Genomic DNA, 24531 nt, shown 5'->3' on the forward strand with positions numbered 1-24531 from the left:
TCAGGACATCCTTAAGGTTTGGGTTGCCCAGAGGCTACGGAGGCACAGATTACCCCTTGAGCTTCTAGAACAGCAGCTACGCGCAAAATGAGCGCCTCATTGTAGGGAGCGGCCATAATTTGTACCCCTACAGGGAGTTGATGGGGTCGATGGACAGGAACGGATAAAACCGGTAATCCAATGAAGGAGAGGGGTTGAGTATAGCGACCTAAATTAGGACGCAGTAAGACTTCTGCTCCCTTGATATTGAGGGTGGTTTGACCGATGGGGGTAGCGACACAGGGGGTAGTGGGTGCGAGAATGACATCGACTTCCCGAAAGATTGCCCGGATGCGATCGCGATACCAGCGTCGAAAACGCTGTGCATTTAAATACCATTGTACCGGAATCATGGCCCCAGCGAAAAAGCGATCGCGGGTAGCCGGATCGAAGTCTTGGGGGGAGGCTTTCAAATCGGGTAAATGTAGATTGGCTCCCTCACTAGCAGTAATCAGATAAGCAGCTTCCCTGGCTTGCTCTGCCTGGGAGAGCTTCACTTTCTCCGTTACCCCTAACACCTGAGCCACCTGTTCCAAGGCTTCAAAAACCTCTGGATCTCCCCCTTGAGTAAAATAATCATCGGCGATCGCCATTCGCAGGTCTTCGATTTTCTGATGCAGTTGGGGCAGGCAGGGTTCGGGGGGTAGAGTGCAACAGACCGGATCGAGGGGATCTTCCCCTTGCAAAATATCAAACAACGTTGCCATATCTCGCACGGAACGCCCAAAGGGGCCAATATGATCTAGGCTACTGGAAAACAACATCACCCCGGCACGGGAAAGACGGCCATAGGTGGGTTTCAAGCCATAAACGCCGCACAACGCTGCCGGAACCCGGATCGAACCATTGGTATCTGAGCCTAAGCTAAAGGGCACTAAACCCCCAGCCACGGCTGCGGCTGAACCTCCGGATGAGCCTCCAGCAATCCGAGAGGGGTCATGGGGGTTATGGGTGGGGCCATAATGGGCATTTTCGGTGACAAACCCATAAGCATATTCATCCATATTCAAGGCCCCCACCAGAATCGCCCCGGCTCTTTTTAAACGAGCGATCGCCGTAGCATCTGAGAGAGCGGGAGCATGGGAGCGATGGATCTTGGAACCCGCAACCGTGGTCACTCCAGCAATATCAAATAAATTCTTCACTGCAAAGGGAACCCCAGCTAGGGCCCCTGGTCTGTCCCCCCTCTCTAAGCCTCGATCTAAGGCTTTGGCTTTTTCTAAAGCTTCCTCTGCCAACAAAGTAGTAAAACAGTTGAGAGCCGGATTATGGAGAGCAATACGGTTTAAGGTGGCCTCCATAATTTCTTGGGCACGATATTGCTGGTTGCAGACTCCACGGGCGATCGCCACCCCATCCAGATAGTCAAGATCCAACGTCATGGTTTAAATATGGGAGCAACTTCAAGATCTTCAGGCAAAGGAAATTGGTTGAGGGATTGGGCGATCGCCATCAACCGAGTCATATTTTCGATCACCCCTGGCTGATTAGCCCATTCTGGAGGTAAATCCAGCAGGGATGCCATTTGTACTACAAAGGTTTCTAGATCGGAGTCTTGAATATTCATAGGACAGATGAAAGGATGGGGAAGATAAGGAGGATGGGGAAGATGGGGAGGATGGCCTATTCCCTATTCCCTGTTCCCTACCCATTCTATTTTCCTCATTCTGGTATGGTTTGGCGACAAGGGTTTAAGGTTTCTTCATGGATCTCGGTAGTGATATCTGGGGGTTTATTCTCTTTGGGCATAAATCATGGAGTAATCAATGCCCAAGAATCAGTTCCTCCTCTCCCCTTACCGGAGTCTGGCGATCTGCCCACCCAGATTACGGTTCAGCAATTTGAGGTCATCGGGAGTACGGTCTTCAGGGCTGAAGAATTGGCTACCCTTACTGCTTCTTTTACGAACCGTCCCCTTTCCCTAGCGGAATTATTTCAAGTGAGCGACGAGATTACCCAAGCCTATCGCGATCGCGGCTATATCAATTCTGGAGCATTTATTCCTCCCCAAGAACTTCAGAGAGGTGTCGTTATTATTCAGGTGGTAGAGGGAGGAATTGAGGAGATTGAGGTCACCGGAAATCGACTCTTACGCACGACTTATATTCAAGAGCGGCTGGGTTTAGCCACGCAAAAGCCTCTTAATGTCAATCGTTTATTACAGGGATTGCAACTCCTGCAAGTGAATCCCCTGATTGAGAGTCTATCAAGTGAGTTATCCACCAGCAGCCAACCTGGCTTAAGTCGGCTCAGGGTTAAGATTAGGGAAGCTGATTCCTTGCAGGGACGGATTGTGGCTGATCATGCTGGTTTACCCAGTGTGGGCAGTTTTCGCCGAGGATTCGGGTTAACCGAGGGTAATTTGTTGGGATGGGGCGATCGCCTCAGTTTCGATTATTACCAGACTGACGGCAGTCACAGCATTGATGTTCGCTATACTTTTCCCCTCAATCCGCGCAATGGAACCCTAGAACTTGCCTATGGTAGGACAAATAGCGAGATTATCGAAGAGCCATTGAATCCCCTCGATTTAGAAACCGCATCGCGCTATTATGAACTCGGCTTCCGGCAACCGATTTTACAAAATCCGACGGAAGAATTGGCGATCGGAGTGACTTTATCGCGTCAAGAAAGCGAAACTTTTTTACAAGATCGAGAATTCCCCCTCGCTTTAGGTGCAGATCGTCAAGGACGCACGGGAGTAACCGCTTTAAGATTCTTCCAAGAATGGATGAAACGCAATCCCACAGAAGTGTTATTTTTGCGCTCTCAATTCAGTTTGGGAATTAATCTTTTTGGAGTGACTGAAAACCCCGATCCCCTGCCCGATAATCATTTTTTTGCCTGGCATTTACAAGGGCAATGGTCTAAACTTTGGGGTGAAGAAAACCTATTACTCTGGCGTAGCCAACTGCAAGTTGCGACTAATCCTTTACTGCCCCTAGAAGCCTTTCGCTTAGGGGGATTAGACACTGTACGCGGTTATCGTCAAGACGGCATACTAACTGATAGTGGTTGGTTTTCTGCTTTAGAATTGCGCTTTCCTGTATTTAAAATTCCCCGATGGGATGCCCAAATCCAATTGACTCCTTTTTTTGATTATGGCATCGGTTGGAATTTCTCCGGTAGGGATAGCCAACAGTTATCTTCTCTAGGCATAGGATGGCGCTGGGAACAGAAAAATTTGACTGCCACCGTGCAATGGGGAATTGCTTTAACGGATAGTCCCTTCGATCGAGGAACTTGGCAGGATAATGGTTTTTCCTTCTTTATTTTCTATCAGCCGTTTTAATGCCCTATCGTTACTTCTGATTTTTCCGTCCTTTAGCTGATGAAGTGGGTTTTAATTGATTTTTCAGCAATTTAGGAATATCACTCGGTTTCTGGGCTACTGGAATTTTACCCATTTGAAAGGCCTCTAACTTGCGATCGCCCATATCTGTACTCACGATCGCACCCCGTCCCGCTTTCGTCTCGCTCACCAATAACCGGGAAGCAATTAAAGTGGCAGCATGGCCCTTACGACGGGGTTGGGGGGCCCTTTGACCGGCTAAATAGGCCACTACTGGTTTATCAATCGCTTCCATAATATATTGGGCTGCTTGTTCTTCTCCCCCCAGACCATCAATCTCACCCACCAAAACGATCGCATCAGTCTGATCGTCTTCTTCTAATATTTGTAACCATTGGGCAAAAGAAGAGCCTAAAATGGTTTCTCGGCCTAAACCTACTCCCACTGATTGACCTAATCCAGCCTGACTTAACTCTAGAGCCACCTGATAGGTGAGAGTATCCGTGCAACTGATTAAACCAATGCGTCCCGGAGTATAACATTGGGTGGGATGGGTTCCCAGTAGCACTTGACCGGGTACAATAATCCCCGGACAATTGGGCCCCAAAACTAAGGTTTCCGTCACTTCCGCTTTACGCAGCAGTTTCACCATATCCAGGGGAGGCATTCCAGAGGGAATTAAAATCAGATTGCGAATTCCAGCAGCAATCGCTTCTAGGGCCGCATCCAGCATTTCGTAGGGGGGTACAAAAATTAACGAAGTCTCAATTCCCTCCATCTGACTGACAGCCTCTTCTACCAAGTCAAAGGTCGGAATACCTTCAAGGTCTTGGCCCCCATTTCCAGCACTCACCCCCGCTACCACATTCGTGCCATACTCCTTCATCAACCGGCCATGGATTCGTCCTAAAGCCTGATTAATTCCTTGGACTAATACTTTTTGAGTCTGACTAAAGTTCATAGGTAATTAGGGCACTTTGTTTTACAGAACACTTAAAGCTTACGCTTGCTCTAAAGCCGCTTTAATCGCTGCTTCTAGGTCTTCGATCCAGGTAATTTGGAATCGAGCCAACCGTTCGGCGATCGCCGGACTCAAGGGATCTCCCACCAATCTAAGGATTACTGGAATGGGGGAATAGGCAGGGGATCGCGATCGCTGTTCTAACACTTTTATGATCGCCTCAGCAATGCGATCGCTTGGCGTTAAACCCCCAATCAAATTCACCAGGATCACCTCCACCCGATGGCAATCGAGTACCAACTCCAACCCCTGCTCCATCCGCTCGCAGAATTGATCCGCCAACCATCCCCCTTGAAAGTCTCCAGCCACATCTAGACACCGAGCGGGATGAGAGCCATTACTATAGATTAAATCCAGGGTGGCCATCATCAATCCTGTTCCATTCGATAACACCCCTATCGTTCCCTCTAAATCCATGAGATGGAAGTTTAAATTTTTAACTGCATCCTGTTTTTGGGGGCGATAATGGGGCCCATCATTGGCGCGATCGCCATTATGGTCTAGGGTCAACCCAGGGAGATTAATCAATCCGGGTGCATGTTTTTGCAATAACTCCATCACATCCGGATGGCGACTTAAGGCTTCATTATTCACCGTTACCTTACCATCTAAAGCCATCACACTGCCATCCGCACTCACACCCAAAGGGTTAATTTCTACTACATCCAAATCTTTATCCACAAACAACCGATACATTTTTTCAATAATCTGACTCACCGATTGAATTAAGCGTCCCTGGAGTCCCATCTTCAACACCAAACGGCGAGCATAAAAAGGAGAAAAGCTCCGATCCACCACCACCACTTGCATCTGTTCCATTACTGCATCGAGATCGACTCCCCCTTTATTCGACCCTAATAACACCGGTCGTCTCGCATGGGTATCTAAAACCACTGCTAAATAAAACTCGCGATCGGCATTATATTTAGCCTCAGCCAGAATCACATCCGGATAATCGCCCATAATCGGCAAATTCACAATCGCTTGGGCTGCCGCCACCGCATCAATCGTATTTTCGGCAAATTTCACCCCACCGGCCTTACCCCGACCCCCAGCCCGCACTTGGGATTTTAGGACTACGGGATAGGGAATCTTCAATCCCTTCAAGTCAGCCGGATGGTTAATGCACTGAGATGGCAAGATGGGAATACCAATTTGGGCAAATAGTTCCTTAGCCTGATACTCTAATAAATCCATATAAAAATCGGGGTTAGACCAGAATGTTGCACAAGTAAATTTTTATTTTATCTAGAAATTAAATCTCTAGAATTTCAGTTTATCACTGACCCGATTGAACCTTCTGTCCCTCCCCATAGTCTAAACACACAGAAATCGCTAATGACAAGGAACGGATTGCGTGGCTGCTAGATTAGCTCATCTTTGGGACTCTCATCAGAGCAATGGTGATTCTGGATCGCCGTTAGATGATTCAGAATTAGTCCGTCGATCTGTTCGGGGAGATCCCCAGAGCTATCGCCTATTATACCGCCGTTATCAATCCCCAGTTCGCTCCACCCTCTATCAACTTAGTGGGACATCCTACCTAGATGATGGGGTTCAGGAGGTGTTTTTACGAGCTTGGAAAGGACTACCGAAGTTTCGGAAAACGGCCAAGTTTTCCACTTGGCTTTATCGAATTACTTGTAATGTAGCCTTCGATCGACGGCGACAATTGGCGAAACAGAACCAATTTTCCTTGAATGTGGAGCTGCCATCTGTGTCTGAAGACACATCTGATTTAATGCAATTGCATTATCAAGATTTGGTGCGTCGGAGTCTAGAACATTTGAGCTGGGAACATCGCACTGTCGTAGTTCTGCATGATTTGGAAGATATGCCCCAAAAGGAAATTGCCCAGGTTTTAGAGATTCCTTTGGGGACAGTGAAATCGAGGTTATTTCATGGTCGAGCAGCCATGCGTCAGTTTTTGGAAGAACAGGGAGTGCAATTATGAAGCCAATCAATTCTCATTCTTCATCGGGTGAGACGGGAAAAGACGATCGCCTGGTGCAGTTTCTGCATCAATACCGGCCTTGTCCTCCACCTCAGATTAGGGGACTCGAAGACCAGATTCTGGCAGAAATCCAGAGCCTTAATCCGGAAAGTCTTAGGGGTCAGAGAAGGAGAAAGGTATGGCTCTTCGGGGCGATCGCCGCTAGTCTAATTTTGGGGATTGGTGGATATGCTTGCTGGTCTACTCAAATGGCCAGCCAACCCCTATCTGAAGAAGAAATAGCGTCATTAGATCGATTTTTGCAAACCACTTGGGAGGGGACGGTGAGTCCCTCTAGCCAAGAGTCTGTCTGGGTTGAAGATCCTTGGTTTTTACCGGAATCTCTGCCATCAACCCATTAGTCATTCATTTAATTTTAAGAGGTCTTTCAAGATGATGTCGGTTAAACCTATGTCTATCACTCGTGTTTGTGCTGTTACCTTAAGTGTGTTGGTTCTGGGTGCGGGAATGGTGGAAGCTAAACCCCGTGGCAATTGGGACAATCAGGGATTAGGTCAGGAAGTGGCTGCAAGTCGTAGTAATGGCAATTCCGGTAACTGGAATCGTGGCGGGTCACCCGTGCAAAGCAATGGTAATCCTAGTAATGGGGGTAATCAGGGGACAAGGGTGAGTCAGCACGGAGGAGGCCAGCGCGGGCCGGGGGGATTGATGCAGAATTTGAATCTGTCGCAACAACAGCAACAGGAAATCCAAGGGATTCGAGACCGCTATGAATCCCAATTTGAACAAAACCACAACGCTATGGAGCAAGCTCGCGAGCAGTTGCGGACTTTAATGACGGGAGATGCTAATGATAGCCAAATTCGCGCCCAACATCAACAGGTGCAACAGTTGGCGCAGCAAATGGGTCATCTTCATTTTGAGAGCATGATGGAAATTCGCAATGTACTTGATGCTAGTCAACGGAAACAGTTTGGTGAGATGATGAATCAAAGACGCGATCGCTTGGGTTCTGGCCCAGAAAATGGCCCTGGGAATCGTCGGGGTAATCGATAATAATAGGTAGTGGGAATGGGTAGTGGGAATGGGTAATAGGTCATGGGTCATGGTCGATTGGCGATCCCCCCATCTCCCCACCTTAATAAAATTTGATATGCTGATCCCATCTTCACCGCTACTTCTGAGTGAGTTTAAGTCTATGTTGTCTTTCATCCGTCCGGCGATCGCCCAACTGAATGCCTATAAACCCCATCCCGGAGGCATCACTGGCACTCATCCCCAGACCTTGGATCGACTCGATACCAATGAAAGCACCAATGATTTACCTGAAGATCTCAAAGAGAAATTAGCCGAACTTTATCGTCATCCCCTCGAAGCCAATCGCTATCCCGATGGCAGTCATCAGGAGTTAAAACAGGCTATTTCTGAATATGGGAATGAATCCGCCCCAATTGCGCCAGAATCGGCCATTTCCCCTACTCAAATTTGCCTCGGCAATGGCTCCGATGAACTGATTCGCTCGATCCTCATGGCCACTTGTTTAGGGGAGAGAGCTGCGGTTTTAACCGCTCATCCCACCTTCTCCATGTATGGAATTCTAGCCAAAACCCTAGGTATTCCTGTCGTGAATATCAATCGCCATCCCCAAACCTTTGAAACCGATCTAGAAGCAGCTCAAAGAGCCATTGAAACCCAGACTCCGGTTCCGATTCGGGTGGTTTTCATGGTTCATCCCAACTCCCCCACTGGTAACCCCCTCACCTCGGCTGAAATCCAGTGGTTAAAACAACTGCCTCCAGAAATCTTGGTAGTGATTGATGAAGCCTATTTTGAATTTAGTCAACATACCCTTGTCCCAGAATTGGCTCAACATCCCAACTGGGTGATATTACGCACCTTTTCCAAAGCTTTTCGGTTAGCCTCCCATCGCGTCGGCTATGCTATCGGTCATCCTGAATTCATTGATGCTCTAGAAAAAGTGCGATTGCCTTATAACTTACCGACTTTTTCCCAACTTGCAGCTCTGTTGGTTCTTCAGAACCGTCAATCGATTCTTAGCACCATCGATCTACTATTACAAGAAAGAGAACAACTTCAAGAAAAACTGAATCAAATTTCTGTACTCCAAGTTTGGCCAAGTCGCGGTAATTTCCTCTATGCTCGGCTCAATTCTACCAGCCAACTGACCTATGAAGAAATTGGCGATCGCCTGAAAAATCAAGGCACTCTCATTCGCCATACTGGAGGAGGACTGAGGATTACCATCGGCAATCCTGATGAAAATCAACGCACCTACCAAAGACTCCATCACCTTTTAGTCTCCGTTCCCATCCCTAACTGAGTAATCGAGCCTGATGGATGGTCTCTGGAATGACTCCAACCATGAGGGCAAAGGCTTCATCTGGTGTACTAGAGACCGTTTTAGCGCCAAAAAAGCCTTCAAAATTCTGAAGAATTTTTTGCGCCCGTTTTATAGGAATACTATCACTGGTAATGCCATGGAGAAGGCGAGTCCATTGAATGCGAGTTAAATAGGCTTGGTACAATTCTTCTGGGCTTTGGGGAAGGACTAACTCCAGATTACCCATAGGTAAACAGCCGTGGCAATCTGAATCACAGATACCACCTACAGCAGCCCCAGGACCGGCAAATTCTGAATGACAGCGCTTATAGACAATCAGTCCATTACGACGCTTCTTACTAACGATCCAAACTTTTCCTGATTTCAATTGACTCAACGAATCCGGATCTGGCATCTCTACCATTGTTTGACTAAGTTTTCGAGCATGAGATCGATGGTGTGGGCAATTCTCTTGAACCGACTGAACTCCCCTATGTGAAGTCAAGTCAGGTTTTGGAGAAGGAGAGGATTGGTAGCAGTTTAGATGATTGCTGTCCATTTGCGATCATAATCGGTTAGGTTCACAAGCGGTTATGAGAAAGAAAAAGAATAGGAGATGCGATTTGATGGTTATGGATCATCCGCATGGATGCCGAAACAAACCCAGTTTAAGTGCATTAACTCTACCTGGCAACAGCGATTGTCTCTCCTGGCTTGAGAAAATAGATCGTCATCCCAGAGATCTTTACCGATTCAAGTCATGTAACCCGGACTCGATCGACTTGAAAGCGTTTATCTGTTACCGATCTTGATAGCTGGTGCAGTTGCACAATCAATATTTTGATATGTATTGTTAAAATTATCGAGTCTACTTTTCAGTATAAATCCTATAGTTAGTCCCTCCCTTAACTTCATCAAAACTTCATAAAACTGAGCAGAAGAGGGCACAATTGCAAAGATTTAAAGAAGTTTAGGGGTTAATCCTACCCAAAAGCTAAACAGTTGACTTACGATCAAAAAAGTATAAGCACACACCGGCATCAAGTTGAATCCGTCTCACATAACGATAAGACTATAAGCATTATGAATAGTAACTATCCCCTAGGTTCAAGCTGGGAGTTGGTATCGGTTTTGCCTAGACCCCATCATCCTTCTACAGATTGCCCGATTAAACGTTTCATCGATGTTGTCGGCTCTTTGGTGGGTTTGCTCATTTTAGCTCTGATCTTTATGCCAATCGCGATTGCCATTAAACTCGATAGTCCTGGGCCCATTTTCTTCAGTCAGCGCCGCTATGGACTCCATGGTAAGCCCTTTACGATTTATAAGTTTCGCTCGATGGTGATGAATGCGGATAGCCTGAAGTCTAAGGTGACAAACAAGGCTAAGGGCTTAATCTTTAAAAATGAATCCGATCCCCGCGTGACTAGGGTAGGTCAGTTTTTACGCAAAAGTAGTTTAGATGAGTTTCCCCAATTCTGGAATGTGCTGCTCGGAGATATGAGTTTAGTCGGGACTCGTCCTCCCATTCATGAGGAGGTGATTTGCTACAAACCTCATCATTGGAGACGTTTGGATGTGAAGCCGGGTTTAACAGGGCAGTGGCAAGTGAGCGGCCGTTCTTTAGTGAAGAATTTTGAAGATATTGTCAGTTTGGATTTAAAATACCAAACTCTCTGGACTCCTCTCTATGATTTACAGATTATTTGGCAAACGATTCATGTGGTTCTGCGTCGAACCGGTGCTTGTTAATGGATTGGACTAGGTGTAAAGTGACGGTGTTTAGGGGTCAACGGCTGTTGACCCTTCTTTTATTTTGGGGGATGGGAGATGATTACCCTTACCCACTAACGACTACCCACTACTGATTACTCAATCTACCCATGGCGAGATTGATGCCATTGCCAGGCATGGCGAATAATGGTTTCTAGGTCTGGATAGATAGGATTCCAGTTGAGGAGGGTTCTGGCTTTGTCGCTACTACCGACTAATATAGGCGGATCTCCGGGACGGCGATCGCATTCAATGGCTTTAATTTCAGATCCAGTTACTTGGCGAGCGCTTTCAATCACTTGTCTGACGGAAAAGCCATTGCCATTGCCGAGATTAAAGACTTCGCTTTCACCCCCCTTTAAGAGATATTCTAAACCCAGTACATGGGCAGCCGCTAAGTCAATGACATGGATATAATCTCGAATACAGGTTCCATCTTCTGTGTCGTAATCTGTACCAAAGATGGATAAGGATTCTCGTTTTCCTAGAGCCGTTTGCAGTGCCAAGGGGATTAAATGGGTTTCCGGATGATGATCTTCTCCTAATAAGCCTCCGGGTTCGGCTCCGGCGGCATTAAAATAGCGAAAACGGACGGATTTTAAGCCATAGGCGCTATCAAAATCGGTCAGGATACGTTCTACCATGGCTTTGCTTGCGGCATAGGGACTCATGGGATTTTGGGGATGATTTTCGGGTATGGGGAGGGTTTGGGGTTCTCCGTAAATGGCGCAAGTGGAAGAGAACACTAACTGATTGACGTTGGCGTTTAGCATGGCTTCGAGTAGGGTTAATGTGCCATGAACGTTGTTGCTGTAGTACATGCCGGGTTTGTGGACAGATTCGCCAACGGCAATAAAGGCGGCAAAGTGCATGACCGCAGTGATAGGATAGGTTTGGAAGATTTGATCGAGTAAGAGGCGATCGCCAATATCTCCCACAATTAAGGGTACTTTGAGAACATTTTCTACTAAATCTTGATGGCCATAACTGAGATTATCTAGAATAATTACTTCATAGTTGGCCTGTTGCAAAGCTAACACCGCATGGGAGCCAATATAGCCCGCTCCACCGGTTACTAAAATGGTTGGTTTTTGTTGCGCCACCTTAAAAGCCCCTTATTGATTGATGTTTGTCTGGTAGTTGCATTACCCTAGATCTCGATCATCTTAACCCTAATCTTTCATGCCAGTTAGCGATTGTTTCTTTAAGTTATGACAGACATTGCCCAAGAGATTACTGCCATTGATAACGAACTCTCGAAACGAGAGATTGCCCTCGATCCGGGGGGGTATTTTATTATTTACCTGGATCGAGAGGCTCGGCTGATTTGTGCCAAGCATTTTACTAATATTATCAACGATCGCGGTTTGGCGGTCGATCCGGACACGGGGAAAGTGATTCCTGCCAAGGGGAAAGTGGAACGAACCCCCACCCAAGTGTACAAGGCGCGAACGGCTAAGGAACTCTGTGTGAAGTTATTTGAAACCCATCCTCCCTGCGCGGTAACGATGTTCGATCATGGGGCGTATTTGGGACGGGAGTTGGTGCGGGCGGAGTTGGCGTTGGTTCAGGGTACAGAGTATATCCAAGATTAAGAAAAATGAAGCCATTACGATCGCCGGATGCCGGATGTTCCAGAATGGCTGTATCCCCCGTCACAAGAGGAAAATTGGCCCTATCGTTCTCCAAGTTAATCAAGAAAAGTAACGAAATTGTTGCAACTCTTAACATAAAAATGGCGATCGCTGCCTCAGACCTTGTTAGACTAAGACCCTAGATACTTTAAATCCCTCCCTCATCGGAGATTCAAACTCCCATAAGGGAAAACACTCATAACTCAAAACCAATCGTTAAAGACCTATGGTAAGCTCGGCTGAAAAACCCGCTTTTCAAGAAATCCGTCCCGGTGTAAAAATCCCGGCTAAGGAAACTATCCTGACTCCTCGATTCTACACCACAGACTTCGATGAAATGGCCAAGATGGACATCTCTGTAAATGAAGCAGAATTGCAAGCGATTCTAGAAGAATTCAGAACAGATTATAATCGCCATCATTTTGTCCGTGACGAGGAATTTAACCAATCCTGGGATCATATTGATGGTGAAACTCGTCGCTTGTTTGTGGAATTTCTCGAACGCTCTTGCACGGCTGAGTTTTCTGGTTTCTTACTCTATAAAGAATTAGGCCGTCGCCTCAAGGATAAAAGCCCAGTTTTAGCAGAATGCTTTAATTTAATGTCCCGTGACGAAGCCCGTCATGCTGGCTTTTTGAATAAGGCAATGTCTGACTTTAATCTGTCCCTAGATTTAGGATTTTTGACCAAAAGTCGCAGCTATACCTTCTTCAAGCCTAAATTCATTTTCTATGCTACCTATCTGTCAGAAAAAATTGGCTACTGGCGCTATATCACCATCTATCGGCATTTAGAGCAACACCCGGAAGATAGAGTTTATCCCATCTTCCGCTTCTTTGAAAATTGGTGTCAGGATGAAAACCGTCATGGTGATTTCTTTGATGCCATTATGAAATCTCAGCCCCAAATGCTCAATGATTGGGCGGCAAAACTCTGGAGTCGCTTCTTCCTATTGTCCGTGTTTGCTACCATGTTTCTCAATGATATCCAACGGGCAGATTTCTATGCTTCCATTGGTTTAGATGCTCGCGAATATGACATCTATGTGATTAAGAAAACCAATGAAACGGCTGGTCGAGTATTCCCCGTTATGTTAGATGTAGACAATCCCAAATTCTATGAATATTTGGATATTTGCATCGAGAATAATAAGAAATTGCGGGAAATTGATGCTTCTAGCAGTCCTCAGTTCTTAAAATTGCTGCAAAAATTGCCCTATTTCCTTTCTAATGGCGTGCAGTTCATCAAACTGTATTTCATGAAGCCTATTGATGTAACGGATATGCAAGGCGCTGTGCTTTAATCGGATTTTTTCATGAGGTGAAAGGGTGCTGTCAGTCTTGGCAGTCCCTTTTTCTTGGGTTTTAAAAGTATATAGCCTTTTCAAATGAGTTATCCATGGTTTGCCCTCATCCTTCTTTCATGTCGGCGACAGCCGAAACCCCTTCTCCCGCAAGAGAAGGGGAGCAAAAGTCCTTCTCCCACGGGAGAGGGATATCGGAAGAGGGCAAAATCTCTAATCTATCTTATCCTGGAGTCGGTGGTTGGATTCTGGGGGCTGGAAATGGCCGCAAGTGCTTCTCCTGTGGAGATTCCGCCAGAGATTTTAGAAGGCTCTCCGGTCTTACAACGGTGGCAACAGGATGTGCCAAATGTGTTAGAAGAAATACAGACTGATCCGAGTTTACCTAGGCGATTGAGAGCGGGTTATTCCCAGTTTCCGTCTTCTGAGCATCTGGGGGGGTTTCATGTAGGTTTAGAAGATTGGTGGTTGGGGAGAACCCGGTTAAGTGCGAGCTTGGGGTATGAGGGATCGTTTTCGGGGGAGCGATCGCATGTATCGTTAGATCTACACTATCATTTACTACCCCTAGGGGGCTATTTTAACGTAGGGCCGGTTTTAGGCTATCATCATCTGGGAACCCCTGACTATTCAAGGGGAGGGCTTAACTTGGGGATGCGGCTAATCCTGATTCCCTCACGGGGCGGCGGTACAGATTTATCCCTCTCGCAAACCTTTGTCAATCCGGGAAGTGGCACAGAAATCGGTTTAACCACCCTCTCGATGGGTTATGCTCTAACTAAGCAATGGCGCTTAGGAACGGAGATTGAAAAGCAGAATTCCACGGAGCGCAAGGATAGTCGAGTGGGTATTTCCTTGGAATGGATGTTTTAGCTGCACGAGATTTCTAAGCAATTGTACCATAAAGGAGGGCGATCGCACATCCTCCACAAGAATGAACCGTAAATCCTCCACCTGGGTGAAGAAATTCTTGGAGAATTTTCCTATACTCAAAACCATAACATCCGATCGATATACCAGTGTGGGAGGCAAGGAAATATGAAACTTACCAACGCAGCAGTCTTAGCCCTATTTACTCCCCTTCTATGGTTCAGTCCAGCGCAAGCTGAAAATCCTGCTCACGTGCAACAACTCCTCGAAACTCGCGCTTGTATGGGATGTGACCTCTCTGGTGCAGATTTAAGGCAACAACATCTGATTGGCGCTGACTTACGCAATGCTGATTTATCCGGTGCAAATTTGACCGAAGCGAACTTAGAAGGTGCAGATCTGACGGGTGCAAATCTGGAAGGTGCAGATCTGACGGATGCATTCCTCAATCAAGCTAGTTTACATGAAGCCAATCTGGTAGCGGTTAATTTTACCCGTGCTTCTTTGATTGAAGTTGATGTTACCCAAGCAGACATGGAAGACCTGACGATTACAGAAGCGACTATTTACAATACCCAAATTGGGGTAGGTGGAACAGCGCCAGAACCGGGTGAAGATGTAGAATTTTAATCAACAGGGGTTAAGTTCCCTTGGTGTAAGGATAACACCGGTTTTCCGAGAAACTGAATCAATCGTTCGTCATGGGTGGTTACTAGGATGGTAATCCCCATGCGATTGAGTTTTTGTAGAATTTTCATCACTTGCCGGGCATTGTAGGAATCCAGGTTACCCGTAGGTTCATCGGCTAAGAGCAGAGGAGGTGTCCCGACGAGAGCGCGGGCTAAACTGGCTCGTTGCTGTTCTCCCCCAGAGAGGTGATGGGGGAAAGAGTTGGCTTTGTGGGATAAGCCCAACATTCTCAGGGTAGCGGGTAGACGGCGCTGGATTTCTGATGGACTGAAGCCTTGAGCGCGAAGGACAAAGGTGAGGTTTTCGGCGATGGTTTTTTGGGGAATGAGTTGGTAGTCTTGGAAGACGATACCCATTTTACGCCGCAGTTGGGAGAGGCGATCGCCTTTGAGAGTAGTCATGGTTTCCCCTAAAACCGTCAAGTTCCCTGATGTGGGCTTTTCTGCCCCATAAATGAGCTTGAGAAAGGTGGATTTTCCCGCCCCAGATGCTCCCGTGATAAACAGAAAATCCCTTTTATAGACGAGTAAAGAGACTTGACGCAGGGGACAAGCGCCCCGATCATAGGTTTTGTTAACCTTCTCAAACTCAATGATGATTTCTTTTCCCGAAGCCGAAGATTTTGGGGAGGGAGAGGGTTGCCACCATTGCTGAACTGACTGTAGGGTTTGCTTGAGGGTTTTCATCTGAAAAATCAGAAGGATTGAGTGAGCGATAACCAGGCAAACCGAGGTAGGGCTAACATTCTGCGCCAACGGCTCGGTTCTTGGTAGAGGCGATACACCCATTCTAAATGGCGATCGCGCAACCAAGCCGGAGCGCGATCCTTTCGTCCTGCCCAAATATCAAAACTGCCCCCCACTCCAATCCAAATAGAACCGGGACACAGAGAACGATGTTGGGCGATCCAGAGTTCTTGACGGGGAACCCCTAATCCCACATAAATTAGGTAGGGTTGTTTTTCTTTCAAGGTCGCTAAAAGATCTTGCTGTTCAGCCTCGGACAGATACCCATGTTGCACGGCAATTGCTAAATCTGGGCATTGCTGCTGCCACCTTTGCGCTGCCTCCTGGGCAACTCCTGGCTCTCCTCCATAGAAAAACACTCCTCTGGATACTCCCTCTGTTGAGCAGAATTCGGGGATACATTGAAGCAATGTTGCCGCCAACTCAATGCCTGGAAAGCGCTGAATCTGATACTTTTGCCATTGCAAGTATAAAACCACTCCCGACCCATCAGGAATCACCAAATCCGCTTGACGGATAACCTCGGCTAGAGCCGGATTTTCCCTTGCTTGCATGGTCATTTCTGCATTCAGAGTCACCACATGGGCCCCTTGGCCTTGTCTGAGTCGATCCAGTAACCACTCCGGATAATCATCGCATAAATGAACGGGAAGACCCATCACCTGCGCTGGTTCTGGACTCTTCACTGGATTATTCTCCATCCTCACCCCTTCTAGCGACTCCATATTTTTGTCTTTGAGCGTCCATCGTCAATGCTTCCGTATTTTACCTTAGTGCTACCGCAGGTATTGAAAGAGTTCGCAAAGAGGCGATCTATCATAGAGTCAATAAGGATTAAAGGTGCAGCGATGACCGATTATGACTCACCCTGGAAAGAGGCCATTTCCCTTTACTTTCATGATTTTATGCGCTTTTTCTTTCCCCTGATTGAGGCAGAGATTGATTGGGCCAGGGGTTTTGAATTCCTCGATACCGAACTCCAGAAAATTAAGCGCGAAACCGAAACTGGGCGACGAGATGCCGATAAACTGGTTAAAGTCTGGCGCAGGAATGGAGAAGAAATTTGGGTGCTGTTACACATTGAAGTGCAGTCACAAGCCCAATCCGAGTTTGCTGAACGAATGTATATTTACAATAGTCGTATCTTTGACACCTACCGTCGTAACATAGCCAGTCTAGCCGTTTTAGCGGACGATCGCCCATCTTGGCGACCCTATCATTATCAGCGAGACTTTTGGGGATGCCAGGCCAGCTTAACCTTTCCGATCGTTAAGCTCCTTGATTACAATATTAGTGAGCTAGACAATGACTCTAACCCCTTTGCTGCCCTGGTTCAAGCTCATAGAGCAGCCCAGAACATGGGTCAAAATCCAGAAGGAGGCTATGAGAATAAACTCGCATTGGTCAAAAGTCTCTATCAACGGGGATTATCCCGCGAGGATATTGTCGAGCTATTTCGGTTGATTGACTGGCTCATTGCTCTACCAGAGCGAGAAGAGCGGCGTTTATGGAGAGAAATTGAGACGTTAGAACAGGAGAGCTATATGCCTTATATTACCAGTGTTGAACGGTTTGGTATTGAGAAAGGACGTGAAGAAGGACGTGAAGAAGGGCGTGAAGAAGGGCGTGAAGAAGGGCGTGCCCAGGGGCAACAAGAAGCGATTTTCCGTATCCTGGAAGTTCGTTTTGGCGATATTCCCTCAACGTTAGTCGAGCGAGTGCGGAAGATAGATACTCTGGAGATTCTGGGAGAGCTGTTGACTCAAGCGGTAACCGCTCAATCTTTACCAGCTTTTGAGGATGTGGTCAATGAATATGGGATGGAGTAGCAGAATCTTAATCCCTAGTCCCTAGAATTTCTATATGTTTCAAACCACCCGTCGCCGTTTAGCTTTGTGGTACACTGCCGTGACTGCGGTGCTTCTGCTCTGTTTTGCTGGGGGGATTTATGGCTATGTGCGGGCGACGTTAATTGAGCGGATTGATGATACCCTCAATCATGTGGTGGAAGTGGTGGAGCGATCGCTGATTTTTGAGGCTCTGTCTAGTGCTAATCGTCAATCTCCCCATTTCCAGATTAACCTAGAAGCCAGTTTTCAAGACCAAGTGGAACCAGTTGAGGACGATCGCATTGATTTAGAATGGTTTAGTGCCACGGGAGAGTTATTATGGTCAACTTGGGAAACTCCCCTCAATCTGCCTCTCCATTTTAATCGGATGGGGGAAACAGTGCGAATTGAGCGGTCGCGCCAGGAAAATCTTTGGCATGATACGGATGATATTCTCCTTCGACAAGTAACCGATCGCGTACAAGTGGGTCGGGAGGTGTTAGGATACCTGCGCGTCAGTCATCCTTGGTTTGAAGTGACGAAACCGACCCGCCAGTTAATGGTGGATTTGGCGGCAGTTGTGAGTTTAACCATCTTAGCAGTCGGGGCGATCGGCTGGTTCTTGTCCGGTTTAGCCATGGAACCGGTTAGAGTGAGCTATCTGAAACTCAAGCAATTTACCTCCGATGCTTCCCATGAATTAAGAAATCCTATTGCTACTATTCAAACTAATGTTCAAGTTGCTCTTGCCGATCCCAGTTTAGATTCCCAACAACATCAATATTTACAAGTCATAGAAAGACTGACGCGACGGATGGGACGATTGGTGAACGATCTGTTATTTTTAGCTCGGCAAGATAGTGGTATCGTTGAGCAACAATGGCAACCTATCCCCCTAGATGCTTTAGTTATGGAAGTGATCGAAGAACAGCAACTGATTGCGCGATCGCGCCATTTAAGCTTAAACTTTAACCTAGATACTCCCGATTATCCGGGCGATCGAGACCCCTTTACCGTTGCCGGAGATTGGACGCAGTTAACTCGTTTATGTACCAACTTAATTAGTAATGCTCTGCAATATACTCCGACTGGAGGAACCATTACTGTTAATTTAACCCAAGGTTCTGATGTACAATTGCAAGTCAAAGATACAGGAATAGGCATTGCTAAAACCGATTTACCCTATCTCTTCGATCGCTTTTATCGAGTCGATCCGGCTCGCAGTCGAGATGCACGAGATCCTGAAGGTCAAGTCGCAACTGGATCGGGGTTAGGATTAGCCATTGTTAAGGCGATCGTCGATAACCATCAGGGCAGTATTAAAATAGAATCGCAACCGGATCGAGGGACAACTGTTACGGTGAATTTACCGGAATATCGACCGGATCAAGGATTATCGAGTTAGGGGGTTATGTCTGTTCTTGTGGATCAATCTTCCCATCCGAGGCAATCGCCCCATTCTGCTCAATTTTGGTTCTTTTTAGCCTTGGGATCAATCCTACTCCATGGATTAGCCCTATGGTTCTTAGAACCCCTATTGCGTTTGCCGATGACTGAGGCAAACTCTGCATCCTTTATTCCCATTGAGATGTTGGAGATTACGGCTGAGGAAACCCCAGCACCAGAAGCGACTCCTTCCCCCGTTGAGCAGAGGAAACCCCCATCCCCCGTTCCTCCTCCGCTTCCCGTTGAGCCAGAAGTGTCACCTGAACCGGAAGAAGTCATTCCTTCCTGGGAACCTTTTGCTGCTCTCACCCCATCCCCTTCTCCTACTCCCAAACCGGAGCCAACCCCATCCCCTACTCCCGAACCTGAGCCAACCCCATCCCCTTCTCCCACTCCCAAACCGGAACCTACCCCATCCCCTTCTCCTACTCCTGAAGATTCTCCAGTTCCGACACAGAGCGTCGTTCCTCGTCCTCTCGTAACTCCTTCGCCGGATCTAGAATCAGTTCCGGTGCGATCGCCTCTTCCCTCTCCTACCCCCCAATCTTCCGCTTCTCCAGCCAATCCTTCCCCCCCAGATCCACCCATTGCAGAAGAAGAATTACCCAATATTGAGGACATCAAACCGGAACAATTTGCCCCTAAACTCCTAGGACTCCAACCCCCTCCCCCCGAACAACAAGCCGATATCCCCGATCGATGGGCGAAAATTAAACCCTTAGAAACGCCCCTAATTTTCAACTCCGATAATCCCACTTGTCCCCTAGAGTCCGATACGCGGCAATACTTTGGTCAAACGATTACCTTATTGGTCACCATTGATGAGAATGGGCGAATTTTACCCAGTTATACCAGGGTTTTAAATGCTCAAGATACCAGTATCGCCTATCAAAATTTAGTCCAATGTTTGGTTAACCAGCAAACTTGGACATTTGAAGCGGCGATCGCCGGAAATCTCCCCGTAGTCAGTAATGCCCAGTTAGAAATCACCCTCGATCCCATTTTGCCCAATCCTATTCCTGAATAGTAGTCATCTCCCGATTAGATTGTCCTTGAATTTGTAATTGAGTTAACAAAGCTAAAAGTTCTTCTTCTTCAAACTTCAGGGCAAGTTCGCGAATTTGTTGGGCTAAAGATTGCCACCTCCGATCTTGTTTTTCCAGAGCATCCACTTCCCGAATAATTCCTTTTAAGTTGCCTTGTTGAGCTAAGTGTGAGAGATGTTCTAATCTCTCTGCTGGGGGTCTAATAAAGTCCATAGAAGAGGAATGATGTTGCCAAGGATTCAGAGAAACTGGGGATACATCTTCATAAATCCAAGTTAAATTCAATAACCTTTGAATTTGTTTCAGTAACTGCTCTAACTCGATCGGTTTACAGATTATGCCATCAGTGACAGTATGGAGTAAAGGTTGATGGTTAATCACACAGGGATCGACAGTCACTAAAAGAGGTACAGCCTTTAACCAAGAATGGGATCGCATTTGCTCGATTTTCTGACTCCAATCGAGGGTCAAACCATCCATAATAACTAAATCAGGTGTTTTTTCTTCACTACTCTCGATGCCGTTTTCTCCCATTTGAGCATCAATGACTTCAAAACCAAGAGAGATGAGCAAATCTTGCATGAATAATCCTTGTTCCGATAGTTTTAAGTGGGGAACTGTGAGAATTAAAACTTTTTTGACTGGCTCCTCATATCCCCTAATTATCGACAGAGCTACAGGGGAAGACTCCACTTTCTGTACCCTTTGATAAGGTAATTCTAAGATGAATTCAAACACACTCCCCTCTCCCAGGGTACTAGAAACTTTAATTTCGCTTCCCATTAACTGAACAATTTGCTGACTAATGGCTAAACCCAAACCGGTTCCTTCACTTTTTTTAGCTCGATCGCCAACTTGTTCAAAAGGTAAAAATATTTTTTCAATTTGTTCAGAACTCATGCCCACTCCAGTATCGGAAACCACAAATTTAATCGTGGCTAAGTGGGAATAGTCCAAAATTTCTACGGTAAAACAGACTTCTCCTTCTTCTGTAAATTTAATTGCGTTTCCCAATAAATTAATTAGGACTTGTCGCAGTCGCTTGGCATCCACAGAAACAAGGGCTGGCAACTCGTTTTTAATGTCAAACGTTAACTGTATTTTTTCAGTATGGGCACGAACTTGAAGTAAATGAATAATCGTGTGGAGAAAGTGAGAAAAATCAATTTCTTGGGGGACTAAATCGAGTTTTCTGGCTTCGATTTTAGAGAGATCGAGAATATCATTAATTAGGGTTAACAAATGAGATCCACATTGATGAATAACTGAAATGGCTTTACCACATTCATGACTGAATTGGGAATTGCGCTCTAAAATTTGGGCATATCCTAAAATACCATTTAAGGGGGTTCTCAGTTCATGACTCATATTGGCTAAAAATTCACTTTTGGCTTGATTGGCAGATTCGGCAACTTGTTTGGCTTTTTCTAATTTATCTTGAGATTGACGTAAGGCTTCTTCAACGGCTTGACGTTGTTGAATTTCAGCTAATAATTCTAGATTTAATTCAGCTTGAGATTGGGTATGATGGCGAATTTCTCGAAAAGCATGAAGAATTCGGTCAGCCATCTGATTAAAATTGGCGGCTAAATGACCGATTTCATCGGTTCCTATGATAGTAGCACGAGCGTTTAAATCTCCTTCAGAAAAAGATTGGGTTGCTTGTTGTAGACGTTTAATGGGGCGAGTGATGGTAATTCCTAATAAAATGGCTAAGATAATATCAGCTCCTAATGCTAATGCCGCAACGATCGCTTGAAACAAGAGACTTTCTTTGGTTAGTTTTTCTAGGGCAATTTCTGGAGTTCCTCGCAGTAAAATAGCAATGGGTTGATTTTGATAGTTATAAATGGCTTTGGCTGCAAAAGTGTAGTAATTTTTGTCTAGCTTTATTCTTTGAGTGATGACATGGTTTTCAGACCCATTAACTGCTTTTTGGAGTAAGCTAAATTCAGGTAAACTATAATTCAATACATAGGATTGATTGAGTCCAGAATCGGCAGATTGATGAGAATCGGGATCGATTTTTTTGATTGAGGTAATGAGGTTAAAGTTTTGGTTTTCCCGATCGTAAAGATAAATACCACTATATCCGCCATCGAGCGCTTCTAGGGTGGATTGGACAATTTGGATTTTGTTATTGACGATATCTCCGGAAACTAGAACAGCAATGGGTTGATGGGTTTCGGGATCTTTGACAGGGGTGATGGTATACCGAATTAGGGCAGGTTTGCCGGGTGTTAATTCAGTGATATGTTCGGGAGATTCGGATTGTAAATCTTGCCAATGGACTATTTCACTGGTTTTGATTTGTTGCCCGGTTTTGAGGGCTGTTTCAACGAGGTTTTGAGGGTTAAATAATCGATTGGTTCGATTGTGATTGCCATTGACAATGATTTTTAGATTTTTGCCTACTAGGGTGGCATATTCAATTTTACGAGCTTTGAGTTCATTTTCTAAGATTTGGTGAACTTGGTCTTTTAGGTCGGAAGGAATGGGTTGACCTGCGCTATGGTATTGGGATACTTTAATAATGGCTAGGTTATCGGATTGTCCCCGAAATCCGAAGCCCATTTGATCGATTTTAATGTTATAGTTGATTTGAGTGACGGCTAATTCAGATTTGGCTTGATTTTTTAATTGATTATGTCCTGCTTTAACAATTAAGTATGCACCGACACCCACAAGTCCTACAATAGAAATAATTTCTGAGGTAAAGAGTCCCATGAGTTGTTTTTGACGAATGGGGAGATTTTTAAACCACTGAAGTAATCCTAGTGCAGGAGTTAGAGGTTTGATTGCTATAGGGGATAGCAGTTTGCCAGAGGATTGATGGGTTAATGGAGGGTTGGCTACCTTTAAGTTAGAAGAATTAGAATCATTCATGGTGAGTGGGGTTGGTTTGGAAACTATAGCTAATAATTCTTGAATTTTTATTAAGATCAATGGGATTAGTGGAGATTCCTGGTATATTAGAATAAGTAGCTTTTACAAGGAATTGCGAATAAATTCAAAGGGTTGAAAATAGACGGTCTAGAGGATTGCGTCTAATGATGTAGAATCTTAAACGCTTAACTTAAGTAAATCAATCGTTGCTATTGTAGCTTAAGATTCATTTTGGGTTGGTTAACTGAGATACGAATTGAGGAAATGATGGGGTTTACCACTCTTGGAGAGCGATCGCCAATCCCTGTTGAAGTCCTGTAGGTAAATTGGCTCGTTGGTTGAGATCCTGAAGTTGTTTATAAGCGAGATCGCCAAACTGTTTGAGGGCGGCGATCGCATGAAGACGGATGACTATCTCATCTTCAGCCAATAACTCGATTAAACTCACCAGAGCGCGATAATGGGAGCCATCGCTAGAGCAATAATCGCATCTCAAATCCCCCAAACTTAAAGCAATTTCCCCCTTCACCCTGGGAGAAAACTCTAAATTTAAGCCCTGAATGAATGCAATCGTGACTCGTTCCCGCAGTTCTCGCGGTTGCACTTGTGCCAAACCCTTAACCATCTCTAGGGTTACGGTTTCCGAATATCTAGCCGTAAGCAAACTTTCAAGCAAAGTCTCCAAGGCAAAATGAGCGACTTCTGAATCTGAATCGAGGATCAGCCCCAATCCCTGAATTGCACTTTGTTGTAGGGTTTCAGGCGTGCAGTCAGCACCCAGAACCGTAGAGAGCGCGATCGCCCCCTCCAGGGTTGCCAAACGTCCCAAAGCAATAGCCGCCTGTTGACACACTTGCAGATTAAAATCCCAAAGGCGATCGCGCAACTTCCCAACCACTTGCTCCCTAGACACCCAACTCATCGAATAGCGATCCGAGCGCAACCCTAACCCCACCACCGCAGCAGAACGCACCCTCGCCATCAGATGATCCAACCCCGTCATCAAAGCTGGAACCACACGGGGATCTTGAAAATAACTCAACCCCTCCAGAGCCAAAGCATACACCTGGGGGCGATCGTCCGGAACCACCCTTAACAAAGCAGAAATCACATCCGGATGGCGAATTCGCATCAAAGCGCGAACCGCCAACTCCCTAGTCATGGGATTATCCAGTAACTCTAGCAACACCGGCAGGGCAGAATCGCCAAAACTGCCAAGAATATCAGATCCTAAAGCGCGTAACTCTTCACTTTCTGTCGTTTTCAACACCTCTACCAACCCTGCAATCACCACCGGTTGGTTAAACTTCTCCAAAATACTGCCCGCAAACCAGCGTAACTCCTCGTCTTCCTCTTCATCAGTGAGCAACTCTAACAACGGCGCAATGGCAACTGCGCCCAACTCTGGCAAAACCTTCGCCACTCCCCACCGTGCCTGAAAATCACCAGCGACTAATACCTGCAATCCTAGATCCAATATCTGCGAGACATCCTCGGCTACTCCTAACTCTTTCCAGCGCTCCACCTGACGCTGAAACTCAGCATATAACTGACGATCTTGCTCTCCATTCTCTTGTCGCTTAGACCATACACTGGTTTTTAACCGCTTCATATCGTATGACTCAAATGTTATGTTTGATTGGTTAGAAGATTCACCCACC

At 46.1% G+C, this 24531-nt stretch carries 23 protein-coding genes; 13 read left to right on the top strand and 10 right to left on the bottom strand.

The features are described from left to right. Positions 1-11 precede the first annotated feature (11 nt). The gene (locus AC3FZD_RS08130) at positions 12-1421 is read right to left on the bottom strand and encodes an AtzE family amidohydrolase (RefSeq protein ID WP_488739648.1); all 1410 of its coding nucleotides are present in this window, start codon (positions 1419-1421) and stop codon (positions 12-14) included. Next, the gene (locus AC3FZD_RS08135; RefSeq protein WP_488739649.1) at positions 1418-1606 is read right to left on the bottom strand and encodes a DUF4089 domain-containing protein; all 189 of its coding nucleotides are present in this window, start codon (positions 1604-1606) and stop codon (positions 1418-1420) included. Before AC3FZD_RS08135 ends, AC3FZD_RS08130 begins: the two co-directional genes overlap by 4 nt. A 105-nt stretch (positions 1607-1711) precedes the next feature. Between AC3FZD_RS08135 and AC3FZD_RS08140 the strand changes: the two genes are divergently transcribed. Next, positions 1712-3331, top strand: a complete 1620-nt coding sequence (locus tag AC3FZD_RS08140) for a ShlB/FhaC/HecB family hemolysin secretion/activation protein (RefSeq protein ID WP_488739650.1) — start codon at positions 1712-1714, stop codon at positions 3329-3331. Positions 3332-3341: 10 nt separating this feature from the next. Here the strand turns inward: AC3FZD_RS08140 and AC3FZD_RS08145 are convergent, their stop codons facing one another. Together AC3FZD_RS08145 and AC3FZD_RS08150 are read right to left on the bottom strand one after the other, a co-directional pair. Continuing rightward, positions 3342-4292, bottom strand: a complete 951-nt coding sequence (locus tag AC3FZD_RS08145; RefSeq protein WP_488739651.1) for a succinate--CoA ligase subunit alpha — start codon at positions 4290-4292, stop codon at positions 3342-3344. Between the two features lie 39 nt (positions 4293-4331). Next, positions 4332-5549, bottom strand: a complete 1218-nt coding sequence (locus AC3FZD_RS08150) for an ATP-grasp domain-containing protein (protein WP_488739652.1) — start codon at positions 5547-5549, stop codon at positions 4332-4334. 160 nt (positions 5550-5709) lie between these two features. Here AC3FZD_RS08150 and AC3FZD_RS08155 point away from each other — a divergent pair, with 160 nt between their 5' ends. The 4 genes from AC3FZD_RS08155 to AC3FZD_RS08170 all read left to right on the top strand — a co-directional run bounded on the left by AC3FZD_RS08155 (position 5710) and on the right by AC3FZD_RS08170 (position 8647). Beyond that, positions 5710-6306 carry a sigma-70 family RNA polymerase sigma factor gene (locus tag AC3FZD_RS08155; RefSeq protein WP_488739653.1) on the top strand — a complete coding sequence of 199 codons (597 nt, stop codon included), beginning with the start codon at positions 5710-5712 and terminating at the stop codon, positions 6304-6306. Further along, entirely contained in the window at positions 6303-6707 is a 405-nt protein-coding gene (locus tag AC3FZD_RS08160) for a hypothetical protein (RefSeq protein WP_488739654.1), read from the top strand. Before AC3FZD_RS08155 ends, AC3FZD_RS08160 begins: the two co-directional genes overlap by 4 nt. A gap of 49 nt (positions 6708-6756) precedes the next feature. Next, positions 6757-7362, top strand: coding sequence for a Spy/CpxP family protein refolding chaperone (locus tag AC3FZD_RS08165; protein WP_488739655.1), 606 nt, complete (start codon positions 6757-6759; stop codon positions 7360-7362). 142 nt (positions 7363-7504) lie between these two features. Beyond that, positions 7505-8647 carry a histidinol-phosphate transaminase gene (locus tag AC3FZD_RS08170; protein WP_488739656.1) on the top strand — a complete coding sequence of 381 codons (1143 nt, stop codon included), beginning with the start codon at positions 7505-7507 and terminating at the stop codon, positions 8645-8647. On the opposite strand, the gene AC3FZD_RS08175 is transcribed toward AC3FZD_RS08170, so the two are convergent. Continuing rightward, complete coding sequence (locus AC3FZD_RS08175) at positions 8640-9071, bottom strand: hypothetical protein (protein WP_488739657.1); 432 nt, start codon at positions 9069-9071, stop codon at positions 8640-8642. The genes AC3FZD_RS08170 and AC3FZD_RS08175 overlap by 8 nt on opposite strands. A gap of 659 nt (positions 9072-9730) precedes the next feature. Here AC3FZD_RS08175 and AC3FZD_RS08180 point away from each other — a divergent pair. After that, on the top strand, positions 9731-10399 hold the full coding sequence (locus AC3FZD_RS08180; RefSeq protein ID WP_488739658.1) for a sugar transferase: 669 nt from the start codon (positions 9731-9733) through the stop codon (positions 10397-10399). A 125-nt stretch (positions 10400-10524) separates the two neighbouring features. Here AC3FZD_RS08180 and galE read toward each other — a convergent pair whose 3' ends face one another. Then, a complete protein-coding gene (gene galE / locus AC3FZD_RS08185; RefSeq protein WP_488739659.1) occupies positions 10525-11523 on the bottom strand; it encodes a UDP-glucose 4-epimerase GalE in 999 nt (332 codons plus the stop codon). A 108-nt stretch (positions 11524-11631) separates the two neighbouring features. Between galE and AC3FZD_RS08190 the strand changes: the two genes are divergently transcribed. The 4 genes from AC3FZD_RS08190 (at position 11632) to AC3FZD_RS08205 (ending at position 14857) form a co-directional block, all read left to right on the top strand. Then, positions 11632-12015, top strand: a complete 384-nt coding sequence (locus AC3FZD_RS08190; protein ID WP_488739660.1) for a DUF4346 domain-containing protein — start codon at positions 11632-11634, stop codon at positions 12013-12015. 265 nt (positions 12016-12280) lie between these two features. Continuing rightward, positions 12281-13357, top strand: a complete 1077-nt coding sequence (acsF, locus tag AC3FZD_RS08195; RefSeq protein WP_488739661.1) for a magnesium-protoporphyrin IX monomethyl ester (oxidative) cyclase — start codon at positions 12281-12283, stop codon at positions 13355-13357. Between the two features lie 261 nt (positions 13358-13618). Beyond that, the gene (locus AC3FZD_RS08200; RefSeq protein ID WP_488739662.1) at positions 13619-14230 is read left to right on the top strand and encodes a hypothetical protein; all 612 of its coding nucleotides are present in this window, start codon (positions 13619-13621) and stop codon (positions 14228-14230) included. A gap of 165 nt (positions 14231-14395) precedes the next feature. Beyond that, complete coding sequence (locus AC3FZD_RS08205) at positions 14396-14857, top strand: pentapeptide repeat-containing protein (RefSeq protein WP_488739663.1); 462 nt, start codon at positions 14396-14398, stop codon at positions 14855-14857. On the opposite strand, the gene ftsE is transcribed toward AC3FZD_RS08205, so the two are convergent. Beyond that, on the bottom strand, positions 14854-15603 hold the full coding sequence (gene ftsE, locus AC3FZD_RS08210; protein WP_488739664.1) for a cell division ATP-binding protein FtsE: 750 nt from the start codon (positions 15601-15603) through the stop codon (positions 14854-14856). The two genes, AC3FZD_RS08205 and ftsE, sit on opposite strands and share 4 nt — an antisense overlap. Positions 15604-15611: 8 nt before the next feature. Continuing rightward, on the bottom strand, positions 15612-16364 hold the full coding sequence (locus AC3FZD_RS08215; RefSeq protein WP_488739665.1) for a WecB/TagA/CpsF family glycosyltransferase: 753 nt from the start codon (positions 16362-16364) through the stop codon (positions 15612-15614). Positions 16365-16511: 147 nt separating this feature from the next. Between AC3FZD_RS08215 and AC3FZD_RS08220 the strand changes: the two genes are divergently transcribed. The 3 genes from AC3FZD_RS08220 to AC3FZD_RS08230 are packed head-to-tail and all read left to right on the top strand — an operon-like array spanning position 16512 to position 19965. Then, positions 16512-17492, top strand: coding sequence for a DUF4351 domain-containing protein (locus AC3FZD_RS08220; RefSeq protein WP_488739666.1), 981 nt, complete (start codon positions 16512-16514; stop codon positions 17490-17492). A gap of 34 nt (positions 17493-17526) precedes the next feature. After that, positions 17527-18897, top strand: a complete 1371-nt coding sequence (locus tag AC3FZD_RS08225; RefSeq protein WP_488739667.1) for a sensor histidine kinase — start codon at positions 17527-17529, stop codon at positions 18895-18897. A gap of 6 nt (positions 18898-18903) precedes the next feature. Then, a complete protein-coding gene (locus AC3FZD_RS08230; RefSeq protein ID WP_488739668.1) occupies positions 18904-19965 on the top strand; it encodes a hypothetical protein in 1062 nt (353 codons plus the stop codon). Here the strand turns inward: AC3FZD_RS08230 and AC3FZD_RS08235 are convergent. Continuing rightward, positions 19952-22870 carry an ATP-binding protein gene (locus AC3FZD_RS08235; RefSeq protein ID WP_488739669.1) on the bottom strand — a complete coding sequence of 973 codons (2919 nt, stop codon included), beginning with the start codon at positions 22868-22870 and terminating at the stop codon, positions 19952-19954. The two genes, AC3FZD_RS08230 and AC3FZD_RS08235, sit on opposite strands and share 14 nt — an antisense overlap. Before the next feature lie 274 nt (positions 22871-23144). Next, complete coding sequence (locus AC3FZD_RS08240) at positions 23145-24482, bottom strand: HEAT repeat domain-containing protein (RefSeq protein ID WP_488739670.1); 1338 nt, start codon at positions 24480-24482, stop codon at positions 23145-23147. Positions 24483-24531 lie beyond the last annotated feature (49 nt).

The organism is Roseofilum sp. KMC-1 (assembly GCF_057802075.1).

Bases quoted from the DNA above. Each gene is read 5' to 3' on its own strand.
- AC3FZD_RS08220 (WP_488739666.1), top strand. From the start codon at position 16,512: ATGACCGATTATGACTCACCCTGGAAAGAGGCCATTTCCCTTTACTTT.
- AC3FZD_RS08230 (WP_488739668.1), top strand. From the start codon at position 18,904: ATGTCTGTTCTTGTGGATCAATCTTCCCATCCGAGGCAATCGCCCCAT.
- AC3FZD_RS08140 (WP_488739650.1), top strand. From the start codon at position 1,712: ATGGTTTGGCGACAAGGGTTTAAGGTTTCTTCATGGATCTCGGTAGTG.
- AC3FZD_RS08150 (WP_488739652.1), bottom strand. From the start codon at position 5,549: ATGGATTTATTAGAGTATCAGGCTAAGGAACTATTTGCCCAAATTGGT.
- AC3FZD_RS08215 (WP_488739665.1), bottom strand. From the start codon at position 16,364: ATGGAGAATAATCCAGTGAAGAGTCCAGAACCAGCGCAGGTGATGGGT.
- AC3FZD_RS08225 (WP_488739667.1), top strand. From the start codon at position 17,527: ATGTTTCAAACCACCCGTCGCCGTTTAGCTTTGTGGTACACTGCCGTG.
- AC3FZD_RS08145 (WP_488739651.1), bottom strand. From the start codon at position 4,292: ATGAACTTTAGTCAGACTCAAAAAGTATTAGTCCAAGGAATTAATCAG.
- AC3FZD_RS08135 (WP_488739649.1), bottom strand. From the start codon at position 1,606: ATGAATATTCAAGACTCCGATCTAGAAACCTTTGTAGTACAAATGGCA.
- AC3FZD_RS08205 (WP_488739663.1), top strand. From the start codon at position 14,396: ATGAAACTTACCAACGCAGCAGTCTTAGCCCTATTTACTCCCCTTCTA.
- ftsE (WP_488739664.1), bottom strand. From the start codon at position 15,603: ATGAAAACCCTCAAGCAAACCCTACAGTCAGTTCAGCAATGGTGGCAA.
- acsF (WP_488739661.1), top strand. From the start codon at position 12,281: ATGGTAAGCTCGGCTGAAAAACCCGCTTTTCAAGAAATCCGTCCCGGT.
- AC3FZD_RS08235 (WP_488739669.1), bottom strand. From the start codon at position 22,870: ATGAATGATTCTAATTCTTCTAACTTAAAGGTAGCCAACCCTCCATTA.
- AC3FZD_RS08165 (WP_488739655.1), top strand. From the start codon at position 6,757: ATGTCTATCACTCGTGTTTGTGCTGTTACCTTAAGTGTGTTGGTTCTG.
- AC3FZD_RS08200 (WP_488739662.1), top strand. From the start codon at position 13,619: ATGGCCGCAAGTGCTTCTCCTGTGGAGATTCCGCCAGAGATTTTAGAA.
- AC3FZD_RS08130 (WP_488739648.1), bottom strand. From the start codon at position 1,421: ATGACGTTGGATCTTGACTATCTGGATGGGGTGGCGATCGCCCGTGGA.
- AC3FZD_RS08160 (WP_488739654.1), top strand. From the start codon at position 6,303: ATGAAGCCAATCAATTCTCATTCTTCATCGGGTGAGACGGGAAAAGAC.
- AC3FZD_RS08240 (WP_488739670.1), bottom strand. From the start codon at position 24,482: ATGAAGCGGTTAAAAACCAGTGTATGGTCTAAGCGACAAGAGAATGGA.
- AC3FZD_RS08170 (WP_488739656.1), top strand. From the start codon at position 7,505: ATGTTGTCTTTCATCCGTCCGGCGATCGCCCAACTGAATGCCTATAAA.
- AC3FZD_RS08175 (WP_488739657.1), bottom strand. From the start codon at position 9,071: ATGGTAGAGATGCCAGATCCGGATTCGTTGAGTCAATTGAAATCAGGA.
- AC3FZD_RS08180 (WP_488739658.1), top strand. From the start codon at position 9,731: ATGAATAGTAACTATCCCCTAGGTTCAAGCTGGGAGTTGGTATCGGTT.
- AC3FZD_RS08190 (WP_488739660.1), top strand. From the start codon at position 11,632: ATGACAGACATTGCCCAAGAGATTACTGCCATTGATAACGAACTCTCG.